We start from the raw sequence: 17,225 nt of genomic DNA, 5'->3' as shown, positions 1-17,225 counted from the left end.
CTTACTTCCTTACGATAGGAGTGGCTGGATTGCCCACGACTGTGGCGCCGGGGGGGACGCTGCGTGTAACGACGGCCCCCATTCCGACGACTGCGCCGTGACCGATGATCAGCGGCTGGTCGGGTGTGCCTTGTTTGATCACGGCGTCGGCGCCGATATAGGCATGGTCATGAATATGAATGTTGCCGTTGCATTTGACGCCGGGCGCGAAGGTGACGAAATCGCCAATGATGCAGTCATGCTCGACATAGCTGTAGAGATTGGCGTGGAAATGCTTGCCAATCCGGATGTTCGAGGTGAGGGTGACGAAGGGACTTAACGCTGCCCCTTCTCCCACGGTGACGTCGTCCATCGTGATCACATTGGCGGCACGCACGCTCCATGTGTTGACGCCGTCTGCGGCACAGCGGCGCGCGAGTGTTTCGCGAACGTTTCCATTGGCGATGGCCAGGATTGCATAGCGCGCACTGGCCTCGCACGCCAGGAATTCATCGTAGGTCAGAACACGATGGCCATTGATAAGACTGGCAGCGGGATTGTCGTCAATGAATACCAGCCGCTCTGCAGCGATGCCTTGCTCGCGCAGCTGGGCCTTTGCCAGGGGCATGATGCCGCGACCGCAGCCGCTGGCACCGTATACGGCATACAGGGAATTGGTCATGCTTGGCGCCTTGTCGTTTCGGTTTGTGTGTTTGAGAGTTCCGATCCTGTGAATCGGGAGGTCGTTGCTTCACCCTCGGCCCGGATGCCGTCGCGAAGGAAGACTTTTTTGAGGGTCATGAATAGAATCTTTATGTCCAGCCACAGCGATCGGTGTTCGACGTACCAGACGTCCAGCTTGAACTTGTCTTCCCAACACAGGGCATTGCGGCCATTGATCTGGGCCCAGCCGGTGACGCCAGGTCGCACTTCATGCCTTCGATATTGTTCTGCGTTGTACAGGGGCAGGTATTCCATCAGCAAGGGTCGGGGGCCGACCAGACTCATGTCGCCCTTGAGCACATTCCAGAGTTCAGGCAGTTCATCCAGGCTGGTGGAACGCAGGAGACCGCCGAACGAGGTAAGCCGTTGATCGTCCGGTAGCAGCCGTCCGTTCGAGTCCACAGCATCACGCATCGAACGGAACTTGATCATCTCGAAAGGGCGTCCATGCAGTCCTGGCCTCTGCTGGCGAAACAGTACAGGCGATCCCAATTTTCGCGAGATCTGCCATGCCACGATGCCCATGACGGGAGCGAGGACCACCAGGGCGGTCGCCGACACCGTTATATCAAGGAAGCGTTTAATCATTCAGAGTCAGATCCTGTTTTCAATTGATGTCCCGATGCCCATCTCGCGCAGCATCACCGCGTTGACTTTGTGCACGTCGTATTTGGTCTCCGCGATTTCACGCGACTGGTTCCCCATGCGTTCCGCCAGCATGGGATCTTCGAGAAATCGCTCCATGGCCACGGTGAGGGCCTCAGCCGATCTGACCGGCACCAGCCAGCCATTCACGCCGTCGATAACCGTCTCGCGGCACCCGGGAGCATCCGTCGTGATGACGGCGCGACCCATGGCCATTGCTTCGAGCACAGTGCGTGGCGTGCCCTCCCGGTATGAGGGCAGGACGTAGACGCTACATGCCGCGATGGCGGGGCGAACGTCGGCAAGCCGACCCAGGTAGTTCAATGTGCCTTGCCCTGTCCAGACGTCAAGCTCCACCTGCTTGATGGCGTCGGGGTTGTCGTCTATCCATCCGACGAGGCTGAACATTATGTCGGGACGCCTGGCGCGGATGCGGGCGGCAGCCTGCGCATACTCGCGCACTCCCTTGTCACCCAGCAACCGTGCGATCAATAGAAAGTGTGGCGCGGCGGGCAACGTCGCAGGGTGGTACTCGGCGACATTCACGCCTGACCCGTTAACCACGCACGAGGGCGTAATGGGTGACAATATCTTCAGCGCCCGGAACAGGGCTTCGTCGTCGGGATTCTGGAAGAAAACCTTTTCGGTCCTGCGCAGGCCGACGGAATAGAGGCCCTGCACCAGGGAACGCAGCAGGCGGCGGGCGTTCCCATCGCCATGCTGGCCCTGAAATGCATAGCCCAAGCCGGTGACCAGGGCAAACCTGTGCGGCACACGCGCAAGCCATGCAGCCAGCGACCCGTAAATTACAGGCTTGATCGTATAGCCCATGACGAAGTCGGGCTTGATGGCCCGCATCAGCCGCCACAGATGCAGCATGCATTTGAAGTCGGCCACCGGATTCATGCCGGTACGGCGCAACGGAATATCATGAATTATGAGCCCCTTTTCCTCCAGGCGCCGGCGCATGGCATTGCCCGCGGGCAGATCCGGCGCTGCGATATGCACCTCCAGGCCCTCCGCTTGAAGGGCCTCGATCAGGGGGCCGCGAAATTGCAGCAAGGAATCGGGAAAGCCCGCTATCAACAAGAATTTCACGAGACGGACTCTTCGGTCGGGATAATGCGTGACGATGGTTGTGCGGGCCGGCGCAGCGCCGACTGACGCCTCGGCTTGCCCAGCAAGGATATGAACAGGAAGATCAGCATGGGCGCGAACATCCATTTCTGACGTACCGAAATTCCCAGGTTGGCCGTCGTCATGGCCAGGATGACCCAGGTCAACAGCGAGTACAGCCACAGGAACGCGCGGTTGCTCTCGACGGTGTGCTTGCCTCGTTTCAGTACCTTCATGCCGCCGGCAACGAATAAAAACAGCAGAACAACGTTGTCGAGCGAGGCGGCCAGGGCGAATACGCTCGTCGCCTCAAAAGGCATGGGCCTGAAGAGATAGCTGTACAGCTGTAGCGGCAGGCTCATGGAAGCGATGTCGATACTGCTGCCGCCTTGCGTGTTTACCGATTGCCGTTGCTCCACGTAGCTCACCAAGTCTTCAGCGCCGGCATCTTCGCCGACCCCGGCATAATTCAAGGCAAAGGGAACCATGGCGGCCGTCGCGGCCAGCGCCACGCCACCAAGCATTACGCGCTGCGGAAACGGAATTTTTCCCTGGATGACCACGGAGCCGGTCAGCGCAATCACCATTACGCCGGCAATATGCGGACGCACCAGCAGCATGATGCCGATGCCGCAAGCCATGATCAGCGTCCTGCGCCTCATGTTCATCGCCGACCAGAGCACGAGGCCGGCGGCCATGAATGCCAGCGAATCCTTGCCAAGAGCGGCCGTCCAGAAACTCACCGACGGCAGGAATACGACAAGGGTGGCAAAGAGGCGCATGAGACGGGACTTGTCGGCAGTCGCAGCGCGCAAACTGGCATCAAAAGCCAGCAAACCTATGCTGCCAAAAATATTGAACAAGAGACATGCACCCAGGAATGACAGGTTCAGGCCGGTCACGAACAGGGTGGCGATACTGACGACGGCGCCGGTACCGACCGACAGCATGAATTCGCCGTTTGACGCCTTCATGTAATACACCAGTGCATCGGCGCCGTTACTGATGGCGTAGACGGTATAGACAAAGCAGAACAGCGAATGCCAGGCATAAAGCAGGAACGTGCGTCGGGCCGGGATGTCCAGACGCTTGCCTACCGCCAGTGAAATGAACAGACCGGCAAGAAATACCAGCAATGTGCTGGCAAGCTGGATGGGCGAATCAATCAGGGACATCCGGCTTAGCTTCCTTGCACCGTTGCGACCTGCATCAGCTCGGGTGTCAGCCTGTTCTTGACCAGCCGGAATTTCCCGCTGGGTTCCCGCGGTATTTCGTCGACCAGATCGAGATGGACCGTCACCGTGGTCCCGAGCCGCAGAGCCATTGCATCAATGAAATGATGTTGTTCTTCGAGGGTAAATCGTTCATTGGCCACAACGGAGACGTGCACGGCGTCAGCCTCGTTCTGGACGACTTGAAAGCAGATAATGCCGTTGACGTCCTTGGTGCAATTGCTGATGTTACCCAGGTTGACTTTGCCATTTTCCGGCGACCAGATGAAGTCGGATGTGCGTCCGTCAATGTATTCGACCACCGGAAAGCTGGAGCCGCATGCACAGCGGAAGGATTCCGGAGCGAGCTTGATCCGGTCGCCGATGCGGTAACGTACCAAAGGTGTACCGTGCGTCGTGAAGGGAGTCACCAGGATTTCGCCTTCATTCGCGGGTTGCAGGTTCTCGTCCACGACTTCGAAGACGCCTGTCAGGGGATGGATGTGCAGCGAGCCATGGGGACATTCCAATATAAATGGCGCGCCTTCCGAGGCCGCGTACTGGTCGACGACCTGGCAACCGAACACTTCCGATATCACCGAGCGGTATTGTGGCAATACCGTTTCCGCGGTGGGAAAAAATGTTGTGACGGCGCCATCATATTTCAGCTTGCGCTCCAGTGCCATGGTGCACAGGTCATAGACGCTGGATGGAAAGCCTACGATATATTCCGGCTTGAAATCGCAGAATGCGCGCCAGTAGGCATCAAAATTCTGTTGGCTGATATGGAAGGTTGAGAAGAACCGGATCTTGTTGATATAGTCGTCACGGAACACATTTCCGCGCTCCAGATCCTTGGGGCGCACCAGGCTCTTTCCGCTGAACCACGCGACTTTCTTGCCCAGGCGGTAGCCGTAGCGGGCACGAAAGTGATCCTTCAGGGCAAAACGTTCCTGCATATCCTTGTGCGCATAGATGACCTTCATCGACGCGCCTGTCGTACCGCCCGTGAGGCTCACGATCCCATCTTTCTCTTCGATGGTCCGTATGGAATCCATGTGCGCCAGCAGTTGGGCCTTTTCCAGTATGGGAAACTCATGCAGGGACTTGCCCCGGTGCTCCCGATACCATGGCGAGCTCTCCGTAGTGGCCAGCAGAAATTCATTGAGCCGATTCTGCGCCTCCTGGGCGACCTCTTGCGGGCTGGCATTTTCATAGTGTCGGTAGTAGTCGCCGTAGGCCTTGTAATGACCTCTGTGGCGCTGCTTGTACAAATACGTGTTGTAAAGGCTGATGCCTATGTTCTGGCCGACGATCGGTGCGTACTTGAGTATCAAATCTTTTAAAGCCATTTTCCACCAATAAGCAGGTTGACAAGCGACTGCTAAGCTTGCGGTCGATAAAGCATCTCGAATTTCTCCACCGCATGCGCCAGGGTGAAGTTCTCTTCAATACGTCGCCTGGCGAGCACGCCGAGTGCTTCCCGTTCCGTCCCCGGCTTGTGCAGCATGCTTGACAGGCCCGCCGCGAGTTCCGGCACGGAGTCTTTTCTAATGACCAATCCGGTCCGGCCCAGCAGAACGCTGGCATCGCCCACGTCGGTCGTGACGCAGGGCAGGCCGATGCACATGGCCTCTCCGAGCACGTTGGGAAATCCTTCAGTTCTCGAATGCAGGCAGAAGATATCCATGGCGCTCATGCAGGCAGCAATGTCGGGGCGTTCGCCAAGCAGGATGAAACGTTCTGGAAATCCCGTTGCATCGATCAGGTTTTGCAGCGTCTCGTTCGCTGCGGTCAACTCGCGACCCACCAGCAGGAAGTAGGTATTGCTTCGGTCCCGTCCCGCGATGGCCGCAGCCTTTACAAAGCTTGCATGATCCTTGGCAGCGCTATACCTGCCCACCGACCCGATGACGATGGCATCGTCGGGAACTGTCAGTTCACGACGCAAAGACTGTCTCGCCATGTCGGAGTATTGGAATGATTCCGGGTCATAACCATTGTGGATGACCTGCATGCGCGTATTGTCATACCCGGCGGCTTCATGCACCGCGCGCGCCGACTCCGCGACGCAGACGATACTGCTTGGCACGACATGCGAAAGCCAGGCGCATGTTTTTCGGATCAGTCGTTTCAGACGTGTACCGCCGGATTCGAAATGGGAATTCCGGATGCCCCACAATATGGTCTTCATTCCAAGTTGCCTCCCGGCGAGTCCGCCCAGAAGGTCTGCGTAGTACATCCAGCATTGCAGGACATCCGGCTTATCGGCCCGCAGTGCGTTGACGAGGCGCAGATACACGCTGGGGGCGTCTGCAATGTTGCGCATTCCCAGTGCCGTGACGGGTATACCGATCTTTTCCAATCCCGGACCCAGCACACCTTTCGTGGTCAGCGAGATGACCCGGTGTTCAAAACCCGGATTGTTCTTGTGCGCCTCGACGAGGCGGACCAGGAAACGTTCGGCACCGCCCACGTCGAGACCTACAATGACGTGAGCGATCCTGACTGGGTATCGGGTTGTCATTGCTGGTTCTCCAGCCATGCCTGGAACATGAGCAGGCTCCATAGCCGCGCGGAAAAGTCTTGCTTGCCTTCCAGGTGCAGACGCCAGGCCTGTCGTACGGGGGCGGGGTAGAAATAGCCTTCACGACGCAGGCGGTGTTCATCGAGCAGGGCCTCGGCCCAGTCCCGTAGCGGTCCGCGCAACCAGGCGGCCAGTGGTATCGAAAAGCCTTTCTTGGGGCGCTCGATCAGTTCGCGCGGAACATGCCGGTACAGCACTTCCCGCAACAGCCATTTGCCCTTTCCATCGCGCAGCTTCAACTCTAGAGGCATGCGCCAAGCCAGTTCGATGACGCGGTGGTCCAGCATGGGAATCCTGACCTCCAGGCTGTTTGCCATGGCGGCGCGGTCCACCTTGGGCAGGATGTCGTCGGCCATGTACGACTGTGTTCCCACGGCCATCATCCAGTGTTCAAAGCTGTCGGTATGAGGCCAGTCATGTGGACTATTGAGCAGGCTGGCTGGTTCGCGGGCCCCAATTGCAATGTGCTCGGGCCGTTCCCAGTGACTGCTGAGCCGATGATAAAAAGATTCCCGGCTATCGGCTGACAGCAAGCCGGCAGCCTTGTGAATTTTCTCGCCGCTCAACGTATGCCCGGCCCGGCCGGGGATAAGAGGGCCCAGCACTTTGAGCACCGAGTCCCATGACGAAGCAGGCAGCTTCGACATGATGGCGGAGGCCGTGCTGCGCAAGGGAGCCGGAAGCCGGCTTATTTTTTTCCATAGCGCCGGTGCGAATTCATACGTGTTGTAGCCGCCGAATAGTTCGTCGCCGGCATCTCCGCTCAGGGACACCGTGACATGTTGTCTGGCCAGTTGGCAAACAAGGTAGGTGGGTATCTGGGAGCTATCGGCGAACGGCTCGTCATAGATCTCCGGGAGCCTGGGGATCACGGCTAAAGCGTCCCCGGGCTGGACGTACAGTTCGGTATGGTCGGTGCCCAGGTGTTGTGCGATGACGCTGGCATGCTGTGCCTCGTTATAGCGCGGGTCGTCGAATCCTATCGTAAAGGTGCGCACTGGGCGCGCACTTTGTGCTTGCATCAGGGCGACGATCGTGCTGCTGTCTATGCCACCGCTCAGGAAAGCGCCCAGCGGAACGTCGGACAGCATTTGGGCGTGTATGCTGGTGCTCAGCTGTTTTTCCAGTGCGTCGGTCGCGGCGCTTGCCGTACCCAGGAAGGGATCGTTCAGACCGGCATGGATCGTGTCGTTCATTCTCCAGTACGGAACCGCTTTGGCCGTTCTGGCGAGGCGCTGATCTTCCAGCGGAATAGTGATGTAGTGTCCCGCGCACAGCTTGTGGATGCCTTGATAAATGCTGTGTGGAGCGCTGATGTACCCGTGGCGCAGCAAGAGGGCGATGGCGTCGCGATTAACCGTGGCGTGGAAAGCAGGGTGCGCTTTCAGCGCTTTTAATTCAGAGCCGAATAGCAGGGTGCCATTTTGCCAGCCCCAATATAGCGGCTTCTCACCTACGCGATCGCGCGCAAGCGTCAGTTGTCTTGACTGGCGATCCCAAAGTGCAATGGCGAACATGCCGACAGTGGCTTGCAATGCCTTCTCCATACCCCAGGCCGCAATGCAGGCAAGCAGGGTCTCCGTATCCGCATGGCCACGCCAGGCCGGCTGGAGACCCTCGGCATGGAGCCGCTCGCGCAATTCGCGGTGGTTGTAAATCTCGCCGTTGAAGACAATTACATAGCGGCTGCATGCGGAGTGCATGGGTTGATGGCCGGCCGGAGATAGGTCCAGGATAGACAGGCGGCGGTGTGCCAGCGTGAGGCCGGTTGCCTCGTCTGTCCATACGCCGGCGTCGTCGGGCCCACGATGCGAAATTGCCTTGGCCATGTCCAGGCCAATGGCGTCTCTTTCGCTAGCGCTGTGGGGGCAATAGAAGCCTGTCAGGCCGCACATAAAAATCCTTGCATGTTGATTATCAAACTGTACGCAAACGTTCAGGGGCCAATACATTCAGGTAGGCATCGACCGCATGGACGACGCCGAAGGCTTTCGCGCGTTCCTCCACCTCGGGCGGCGACGTGTCGGTAAACGTGTCGGTGATGGCGCTGGCAAGCGCGTCGGCGTCGCCGACTGGGACCAGCCGGCCCCATCGTCCGTGTTCCAGTATTTCTTCCGGGCCACTGGGACAGGCTGTGCTGATGACCGGCGTACCGCAGGCCATGGCCTCGACCAGCACATTGCCGAAGCCTTCCCAGCGGGAAGAGAGCACGAACACCGAAGCGCAATGCATCCAGTTGTACGGATTATCTTGAAACCCGCCCAGCAGTATGTCGGCGCGGTAGGGCGAGGCCTCTATCAACGTTTCAAGCGAGGCGCGCTCCGCACCTTCGCCCAGTATGACCAGGCGGGCCGGTGTTGCCGGCCGTAGTAAGTTGAATGCCTTGATCAGCGTGGGAAAGTCTTTTTCCTTGCTGAGGCGCCCTACGCCGATGATGACCGGTGGCTCGCCGTCGAGGAACCATGGGTGATCCAGCACCGCACGGCTTTTTATCGCCAGTTCGTCGGTCTCGATCGGATTGTGGCGCGTGCTGATCGCGGTACGAGGGTATCCCAGGGTTACCGCAAGATCGTCGGCCACGCCATCGGACACAGCCACGATCGCATCGGCCCTGCGATACGAGACCGCCATCAGCCAGGGAAGGACCTTCGAAACGAGTCCGGACGTATCGGCCAGGGCTTGCGACAAGTTGGCATGTTCGGAGAGGACCAGTCGCGTGCTACCGAGGGACAACATGCGGGCCCACACGGCGACAACATTGACGTAATTCATTGCGGACAGCATTGCGTCGGGCCGTTCGCGTCTGAGGTATCGCGCCACGGCGAGGAAGCTAGTCAATACGCGTTTGCCCTTGAGGTCGATTACCCTGACCCTGGAGTCGACATGCGAGCGATAGACTCCCGCGTCCTTGATCAACACCAGGTCGACAGGGATGCCGCGGCGCACTAGCCCATTGGCCAGCGACACCATGACGCGTTCAGCCCCTCCACCGTGCAGCGAAGGAATGAATAATGCAATCGTGCCAGGAATCATCTCAGGCGCCCACCGCGGTCTGAAAATCATGCCTTAGGCTTTCCCTGATAGCGTCGAGCCGTACCGGCGTTTCCTTGAGCAGTGTGGCGGTGATGTCTTGTGCCGATCGATCGCTGAACTGAGCCATGGATACGCAAGCATCTGGTCGGCCGCAGTAAGTGAACATGTGCAGGACTTTGGGATCCCATTCAAAACCGACGACTGGAACATCCATTGCCATGGCGGTGACTGCCGCATGCATGCGGTAGGCGGCCAGGGCTCGATAGCTGCCTATTTTCTGAATCAGGTCCGAGGGGTCCTGTATGGTCGTGCATACAGTGATTCCTGGAAATTTGGGCTCCAGAGTGGTCCACAATTCCTGCGCGAATTCATTATCCGCATTCGAGCCGTTTGAGATCACCTCGATCCTGGCGGCGCCAACGTGTGGCTCAAGGGCCCGAACCACGGCTTCCCACCAGCCGAGCGCGTACTGCTTGTCCGACATTGGATGTTCTGGCGTAAGCGATTTCAGAATGTCTGGGGCAATCACACCGAGGCCCACGACCTTGCCTGGAGCGTGCTCGGTCTCTCTCTCCAGGTAAAGTGCGCTGTCGTAGCCGGCCTTGACCTTGTGTGCATGGTGCTTGCCGGCCGCTGCGCTGATGAGTGCGTAGGAATGAGCGTCGCGGCACATGACGCTGCGGACAGCCTCGGATTTCACTATCCTGGACACGATCGCCTTTGCCAGCCAGCTGTATTTTTTTCCCGCGCCCACCGAGAACAGCTTGACGGGGATATCGTTGCGTTCGCATTGCTGCACGATGCGCAGGATCAGCAGCGGGAAATTCAAGAAGTTGTCCATCATCAGATTTCCGCCGCCGATAACCACCTGCTGATACTTCGCCGTGTCATAGCTGGCTGCAATCTTCTTGTATCGGGTGAAGTAGAACAATATCGAGATGGCGTAGTTGACGGCCGCCGACTGCAGCAACATTTTCTTCAATGTGTTTTTCTTTGGCTTGCCATGGGGTAGCGTAAAGCTGCTTGCCTGTACCGGACTGCCGTAGAAATCCCGGAAGTCCGCATCAATAGCATGGTCGCGACAGAGTCGCTCGACGGCCAACCTTATGATTCCGTCACCCACGTTTCGGGACGAATATTCCCCCGCAAACAATGTCTTACCCATTTCTGTGTTCCTTTTCCTGCTCATTCTTGATGGCCCTGTGATCCGGTATCCCGTCGTCTCAGGCTTGCGTCCTGGAAGCCCGCTTGCACAGGATTCCGGGTAGGACGGTTTTAAGTCGCTTGCTGATCAGTACATAACCTTCGATCCTGGCAAGATGGCAGATACCGATGTAGAGCGCTGAAAAGGCAAGCCCGCCGGCCACGGACGCCCATGCGGCCGAGAGGTTCAGCGCATTCAGCAATGACCAGCTGGCAATTGCAGCAATGCTGGCCGAGACCAGCGGCTTGAGCATATCCTTCACCTGTTCGGCCACTCGATAGCCGATCATGGCGCTGGAGTAGTACATATATGGCGCCGACGACAACAGCACTGCAAAGATCTGTCCGATCAGTATTCCTTCGATGCCATACGGCACGGAAGCGGCCAGAAGTCCAAGGTGCAGTCCTTTCTTCACCAGGCCCAGATACAGGATCAAGTCCGTGCGTCCCTTGACTTTGAGCATGTTGAAATTGACGGTGTGGATGGGTAATAGGATTCCAGCCAGGCACAGCAACTGTAGATAGGGAACGGCAGGCAGCCAGCGCTCATTGAAGGCCAGTTCGAATAGTGGCCGGGCCAGCACGGATACGGCCAATAGTCCGGGCGTTACGACAACGAACAGCAGTTGGATGACCATGCGATACATTCTTTTCAAGTCGATGTCGTCGTCCTGGATACGGGCCATGGCCGGATACGTGGCTTGCTGGACGGCACTGTTGGCCTGGTCCACGATCAGGTCGCGGATGCGCTTGGCAAAGTAGTAAAGACCTGTGATCTCCGGACTGAACAGTTTTCCGATTACCAGGATGTACGAGTTTTCGTAGAGCACATTCAAGGTGTTTTCCAGCGTCAGCTTCGACCCGAATCCAAACATGTACTTGAACGAGGCAGTGCTGAAGGACAGGCTTGGCCGCCAGGAACTGGAGAGCCAGAGCATGGCCGTGGACACCAGGGCCGACACCGTGAACTGGGCAACCAAGCTCCAGACCCCAAAGCCTGCGTAGGCCAGTGCGACCGCGATCAGTCCGGCGCAGACGGTCGCGGTTGAGTTGATGCGCATCAGGGACTTGAAGTCCATGTTCCGGTTCAAGAGCGCGAGCTGGACCACTTTGAGCGAGTTAATGAAAAGCACCAGTCCTGTCACGCGGATCAGGATGGTCAGTTCCGGCTGTTCGTAAAAGCCGGCGGCCCAAGGCGCCGCCAGGTAGATCATCAGGTAGGTAAGAAGACTGAACGCAAGATTGGTGAAGAATGCGGTCGAAAGGTCAAGCGGTGTAATGGTTTTCTGGCGGATGATGGCCTGGCCGAAGCCCGATGTCATCAGGGTATCGGCCAGCGCATAGCAAATGGCGATCATGGCCATCAGCCCGAAAGCTTCGGGAACGAGGAACTTTGCCAGGAATAGGGTGAAAACGACTGAAGCTCCCCGGCTCACGAACATATTCGCCAGATTCCAGACTATGCCTGCCCCGATTTTGCTATTCAGGCTTGTCACGTCGTTGGCCCTTCGGCCTCGTACTCATAATTGGTGTACCTGTAGTTGCCGTATTTCGAGCCGTAGCGACGGGTGCTGACCGTCTGGTCGTTGAAGACGACACCCTTGACCCTCGTGCCGGCTTGCAACAGGCGCTTGGATGATTCTTCCAGCTCGCCCAATGTGCTGACACCGGCGCGTGCCAGGAGGAACACCGTTCCCGCGTGTGGAGCAAGTGCCATGGCATCTGAAACAGCCAGCACGGGACTGGTGTCGAGCAGCACCACATCGTAGCTGGCCGAGAGGTCACGCAATATGGACAGGGTCATGGGCGACATCAAGAGCTCTGCAGGGTTTGGGGGCAATACCCCGGTGGTCAGCAGGTCGACGTTGGGTACAACGTTCTTGTGCAGCACTTTCTCCAGCGGCAGACTGCCTGCAATCAGCTCACTTAGGCCATTGCGACGCTCCAGTCCGAAATATTGATTGATATACCCCTTGCGCAGGTCGGCATCGATCAATAGCACGCGTTTATTTGCGGCGCCCAGTACGGCGGCAAAGTTGACGCTGGTGAACGACTTGCCGATGCTGGGCGTCGGGCCCGTAAACATCACGATGTTGTTGGCGGCGTCCAGCATGGCGAATTGCAGGGCGGTTCTCAGGCTGCGCAGGCTTTCAATTGCGGGGTCCTTGGGAGATATCTGGGCAAGAACGTGGCTGCCCGGGACACGGTCCGACGCAAGCTTGTGCAAATTGGATTGGGGAATCGAATGCGGCACGGTGGCGAATACATGCATGCCCAACGTCGACTCTATATCGCTTGGGTCCTTGATCCCGGGGCGCATCATGTTGCGCAACAGCGCGATGCCTATGCCTAACGCCAGGCCGAACAGTGCCGCAATGGTCAGGATCATGGTCCTGTTCGGCTTGATGGGAAATTCTGGAACCACGGCGGTATCCACGACGCGCACATTGCCCACTTTCCCTTCCTTGACGAGCCTAAGCTGCTGCGCACTATTCAGGAGATTCACATAGAGTTCGCCGTTGACTTTCACATCACGGGTCAGGTTGAGCAACTGCTGCTCCATATCGGGCAACTGCTTGATCTGTCCGGTAATCTGCGCGATCTCTTTCTTCACGGCACTGATCTTCTGGTCGATGACCCGCAAGCTGGGATGCACATCGGTGTATTGTGCGGACAGCTCGCGCCGTTCTTGCTCGAGTTCGAATAGTTTTGTTTGTAATCCGACCGAAGTATGCAAGGACAATGTGCCTTCCGTGCCCAGGTCGAATGTTTCATGCTTGTCACGGAACTGGGTATATTTGGCTGCCGCCTCATCCATCTTTCTTTTCAGTTCCGGCAGAAAATCATCGAGGAAGGCCAGCGACTTTTCCGCTTCGGCCGCCTTTCGTTCAACATTCTGGCGGACGTACGCCGAGCCCACTGCATTCAGGATTCGCGTGATCCTGGCTGGGTCCGTGCCAGCCAGGGTCAGCGACAATACGCCCGACTGTTTGCCTTTCTCCGTAATGACCAGACCGCCTTGCAAACCGTTAATCATGGCCAGCCTTGAGCGACGCTGCACCATAAACTCGGCGCCCGGTTTGCCTTCCAGCGAATTGATCAGTATCTGTCCGGCTTCGCCGGCGAATTCAAACCCGGCCGAAACACCGACTTTGCCGTCGACCAGCTTTTGTCCATTGCTATCCCGCAATTCATAGCCGTTGGCTGTCACCCGTACTGTCAAACTTTGTCCTTCCAGCTGCGAGGGCACATCCAGATGTCCCAGGCGTATTGCCTCGGTTCCGGATACATAGCCGCCAAACCCCATGAAACCGGGATTTGAAAGAGAGTTGGCGCGCGCCGCCAGCCAAGGGCCGACAAAAGGGAGGTAATGCGGACCGGCGCTGATATACAGTTGGAGATTGTCCACAGCCTGGCCCACCACGAGACGGGATCTGAGTATCTCTATTTCCGCGGAAGCGGGTGATTGCACATCAAAAAGCGAAGACATCTCGCTTAACAGATTGGTGCTGGTTCCCTGACTTTGTTCAACCTGAATGAGACTGTCGGCCTGATACACCGGTTGGCTTAGGAAAGCATAGATGCCCCCGAGCGCCGCAGTGATTAGGGCCACGAAAATGATCAGCCATCGAGCTTCAATGATGACGTCGAGCAATCCAAGAAAGTCAAAGTCGTCATTCTCGCGCAGCTCGGATAGCGCGGCAGTCCCGTTGTCGTTAGGTGTGGTCATTCATTATCTCTTAACTCAATAGCCTGATGCGTTCGGCCCAAAAATTGACGCCGCGCTCGATTTCCGCATGGGCAATCTCGAATGCCGCTCTCGGTTTCCGGTATGGATCGGCAATTTGCCGTACAGTGCCCAGTCCCAGATCGCCGAGACAGTGGATTTTTCCGCGGGCCAGCGGATGCTGTGCTTCCAGTTCCTGCCTGTGGCCGTCTTCCATGACCAGCAGAAGATCCGCTGTCTCGCACATCCATTTCGTCAGCTGCTGGGCGCGATGAGCCGATATGTCCAGTCCGTGTTCCGCAGCGATGGACTGCGCCAGCGGATCGGCCGGCTTGCCTACCAGCGCCGAAAGCCCCGCTGACCAGATATTCCTGTCTGGCAATTGCACCTTGAGCATGGCTTCGGCAACCGGGCTGCGACAGATATTGCCGACGCAGACGAGAAGGATGTTTTCCATGAGATCGCGACCTACTTGGTGGTGTTTCGGGTGTTAATGAGCAGGCTGTCATAGCTGGGCAGCAGATTTCCGATCACACGGTGCCAGCGAACGACGGGTGCTGCGTCTATGTAGACAACGTCGCGGGCCTTGAGCTGGAAATCGTTGGCCAACATGAATGCGGAAGGCGATGCCGCATCCAGGTGATAGATCTCCGCCTTTTCCTCGGCATCTTTTTCATGAGGGACCTTGCGTATGACATATATCTGGCCGGCATCGGCCGTCAGTGGACTTGCGCCGCCAGCTTCTCCAAGCGCTTCAGTCAGTGACAAGCGGCCGTCCTGCATTTGCAGCGCGCGTGGCGTGGAAACCTCGCCCAGGACGAAAATCTTCGATTCATTCCGACTCACGACACGGAGCAGGTCTCCATCCGCCAACATGATGCGGTTGGGGTTCACGCCCAGCCGTGTCAGCTGGGGTAGATTGATTTCTATCGATGTGTTTTTGCGGGTAAGAATCAGCGTCGAGCGATCCGCCTCGGGCGTGAATCCCCCAGCGCGATTGATGGCCTCCGGCAACGTCATGGGTATGTCATCCAACGTTTGCAATCCGGGCACACGTACTTCACCGTCTATATATACGCGGTCATTACGATAGGCCTGGACCCGGACAGTAATCTGCGGATCCTTGATGTATTTCGAAATGCGCCGGGTAAGGAGATCGCGTGCCTGGTTTTCGGTCAGACCAGAAATCTTGACCGGACCCACGAAGGGGAACTGGATCGTGCCGTCCGGATTCACGTTGTAGCCATTACCGACGTCGGCTTGGCTGGAGGAACCCATGCTGCGGTTCGATGTGGCGGGGGCGAGCGCCAGTTCAGGGTGGCCCCACACTACAATATTGACAATGTCGCCCGGCCCTATTGTGTAGGATTTGCCAACACCGAATAGGCGCTTTACTTCCTTCTTGACTTCTTTCGCCTGAGTTTGGCGTTGTTTCACGATGAGCTCGCCCGTTATGGAGGTGAGCGCGCCGGCGGGAGCGGCGTCCGCTTCTATCGCCGCTTTGTCATCCACGGGGTCGCCCATGTGCATGCCGGGAGCGAACGCGCATGCCGAGAGCAGGACGGACAGTCCCACCACTGAACTTAACTTGGCACAACGGGCACGAAAACCAGGCACCTGGCTTGCAAACGATACTTTCATCAAATGAGCTTTAAAAACATGATTTAAAACGGCCGGGCAGGCTACCGCAGTGTTTTTCGCCATATCAGGCAAGAAACACATTGTGGTGCCACCCCTTATTCCAATATCCGGTGGTGGGAGCGCCTGTGCCTCGCCCTCGTTCGCGAGGCGATGCACAAGACTCTCCCAATACAAGGCAGTACTGATAAATGCTGCTGCAAGGCTAGCGTCGATACGATCAAACAGCTCGGTAGATCTACACAAGTTCCAACTGGCCGTGCGTCACTTTGAGTGTCTTTTTCCGGCCCAGAATAGTCATCAGTAGCACAACGCGTTTGGCTCCTACTGCATGAACGACGCCTTCCATGCCCTCCAGGGCAGTGTCGCGCAAGCGCACGCGACGTCCGGGCTGGAAGGGAGTGATACCGGTGATGTCTGCGCTGTTGCGCTCTGCCTCAAGCTCCCGGATAGCTCGCACCACATTCGGTTGAACCATCGCCAGTTCGGCGCCGAATGTCACCAGGCCTTGAACCCCGCGGCTCGATCGCGCGGCGGCAATGGACTGCCTCTGGTTGGCCGGCTTGAAGAACAAATACCGGGGAAACATTGGCTCATAGACGGTGGATGGTTCGAGAGCATCTTGAGTCTGCCGATCCGCCAGCGCTGCCTTCTTGATTACTTTGAATAGTGGCAGGTAGGTTTCAAACTCTTGGCACTGAAGGTTGAACTCCGCTACTGACTCTTGCCGGGGCTTGGTATACACGACATACCAACTGTCACTCCGGTCCTGAAGCGTCGCTGCATGGGCAGTGGCCGCTTTGGGAAAGTCGTCTGTAGGATGTCTGTCCTGTTTACAAAGCAATTCGCATCCTTCCTATTCAAAGAGCTGCATATGCGTGGCAGGCGGCAGCAATTATTCCGTGACGTTGCACTTTATCAGAGGGGATTGGAGCGCCTGTAACAAACCGCGAGCGATTACAACGGAACACTATTGCGGTATTGGCGGCGTAATGCGGACCGATTCGACGTAATAGAACCGACTTATTACGGTTGGATGAAAAGCAAGGGTTATCGTGGCCCCGAATTTACAATTGACCGACACGCCCTGGACAGGCATTGTTTATGCTATAGGCATCGGTTATTTATAGGATAAATGGACTAAAGAACTGGCGCTTCGAGTCGTCTAAACTGTATAAAAGTAACCACAATCATGTATTATTATTTGCTAAAGCTACTATATGTGACATTTTCGACGTATCATCACTAGGCTGAACGGCTTGGTATGCAGCCGGCCAAATTACCGATACTGTAGCTTCTTGTTGTTCTATATTGGTGTAAACCCGACTGTCTCCCACGGCACCAGGTGTCCATTTGCCCCCTT

Annotated in this window: 14 protein-coding genes; all 14 read right to left on the bottom strand. The window is 57.2% G+C overall.

The window, feature by feature from the left end:
* Window position 1 precedes the first annotated feature (1 nt).
* Window positions 2-661, bottom strand: coding sequence for a NeuD/PglB/VioB family sugar acetyltransferase (locus CR155_RS14695; RefSeq protein ID WP_102070794.1), 660 nt, complete (start codon window positions 659-661; stop codon window positions 2-4).
* On the bottom strand, window positions 658-1,290 hold the full coding sequence (locus CR155_RS14690) for a sugar transferase (protein ID WP_102070793.1): 633 nt from the start codon (window positions 1,288-1,290) through the stop codon (window positions 658-660). Before CR155_RS14690 ends, CR155_RS14695 begins: the two co-directional genes overlap by 4 nt.
* A gap of 6 nt (window positions 1,291-1,296) precedes the next feature.
* The gene (locus tag CR155_RS14685; protein ID WP_102070792.1) at window positions 1,297-2,445 is read right to left on the bottom strand and encodes a glycosyltransferase family 4 protein; all 1,149 of its coding nucleotides are present in this window, start codon (window positions 2,443-2,445) and stop codon (window positions 1,297-1,299) included.
* On the bottom strand, window positions 2,442-3,638 hold the full coding sequence (locus CR155_RS14680) for a hypothetical protein (protein ID WP_199171773.1): 1,197 nt from the start codon (window positions 3,636-3,638) through the stop codon (window positions 2,442-2,444). The genes CR155_RS14685 and CR155_RS14680 overlap by 4 nt, the downstream gene beginning before the upstream one ends.
* A 5-nt stretch (window positions 3,639-3,643) precedes the next feature.
* Complete coding sequence (locus CR155_RS14675; protein WP_102070791.1) at window positions 3,644-5,026, bottom strand: phenylacetate--CoA ligase family protein; 1,383 nt, start codon at window positions 5,024-5,026, stop codon at window positions 3,644-3,646.
* Between the two features lie 32 nt (window positions 5,027-5,058).
* A complete protein-coding gene (locus tag CR155_RS14670; RefSeq protein WP_102070790.1) occupies window positions 5,059-6,201 on the bottom strand; it encodes a glycosyltransferase family 4 protein in 1,143 nt (380 codons plus the stop codon).
* Window positions 6,198-8,156 (bottom strand): asparagine synthase (glutamine-hydrolyzing), encoded by a 1,959-nt coding sequence (asnB, locus tag CR155_RS14665; RefSeq protein WP_102070789.1) that lies wholly within the window; start codon window positions 8,154-8,156, stop codon window positions 6,198-6,200. The genes CR155_RS14670 and asnB overlap by 4 nt, the downstream gene beginning before the upstream one ends.
* A gap of 22 nt (window positions 8,157-8,178) precedes the next feature.
* Window positions 8,179-9,324, bottom strand: coding sequence for a glycosyltransferase (locus CR155_RS21285; protein ID WP_102070788.1), 1,146 nt, complete (start codon window positions 9,322-9,324; stop codon window positions 8,179-8,181).
* Window positions 9,296-10,459 carry a polysaccharide pyruvyl transferase family protein gene (locus CR155_RS14655; protein ID WP_102070787.1) on the bottom strand — a complete coding sequence of 388 codons (1,164 nt, stop codon included), beginning with the start codon at window positions 10,457-10,459 and terminating at the stop codon, window positions 9,296-9,298. Before CR155_RS14655 ends, CR155_RS21285 begins: the two co-directional genes overlap by 29 nt.
* Window positions 10,460-10,517: 58 nt before the next feature.
* Window positions 10,518-11,993 (bottom strand): lipopolysaccharide biosynthesis protein, encoded by a 1,476-nt coding sequence (locus CR155_RS14650; protein WP_102070786.1) that lies wholly within the window; start codon window positions 11,991-11,993, stop codon window positions 10,518-10,520.
* Window positions 11,990-14,227 carry a polysaccharide biosynthesis tyrosine autokinase gene (locus CR155_RS14645; RefSeq protein WP_102070785.1) on the bottom strand — a complete coding sequence of 746 codons (2,238 nt, stop codon included), beginning with the start codon at window positions 14,225-14,227 and terminating at the stop codon, window positions 11,990-11,992. The genes CR155_RS14650 and CR155_RS14645 overlap by 4 nt, the downstream gene beginning before the upstream one ends.
* Window positions 14,228-14,237: 10 nt before the next feature.
* Complete coding sequence (locus CR155_RS14640) at window positions 14,238-14,681, bottom strand: low molecular weight protein-tyrosine-phosphatase (RefSeq protein ID WP_102070784.1); 444 nt, start codon at window positions 14,679-14,681, stop codon at window positions 14,238-14,240.
* A gap of 11 nt (window positions 14,682-14,692) precedes the next feature.
* On the bottom strand, window positions 14,693-15,865 hold the full coding sequence (locus tag CR155_RS14635; RefSeq protein ID WP_102070917.1) for a polysaccharide biosynthesis/export family protein: 1,173 nt from the start codon (window positions 15,863-15,865) through the stop codon (window positions 14,693-14,695).
* A gap of 235 nt (window positions 15,866-16,100) precedes the next feature.
* Entirely contained in the window at window positions 16,101-16,706 is a 606-nt protein-coding gene (gene nusG / locus CR155_RS14630) for a transcription termination/antitermination protein NusG (RefSeq protein ID WP_102070783.1), read from the bottom strand.
* Between the last annotated feature and the right edge of the window lie 519 nt (window positions 16,707-17,225).

The sequence above is a fragment of the Pollutimonas nitritireducens genome, assembly GCF_002849615.1.
In the GTDB taxonomy this organism is placed as follows: Bacteria; Pseudomonadota; Gammaproteobacteria; order Burkholderiales; family Burkholderiaceae_B; genus Pollutimonas; species Pollutimonas nitritireducens.
Note: the sequence above shows the minus strand (reverse complement) of the source record. Positions and strands in the feature narration are given on the sequence as shown.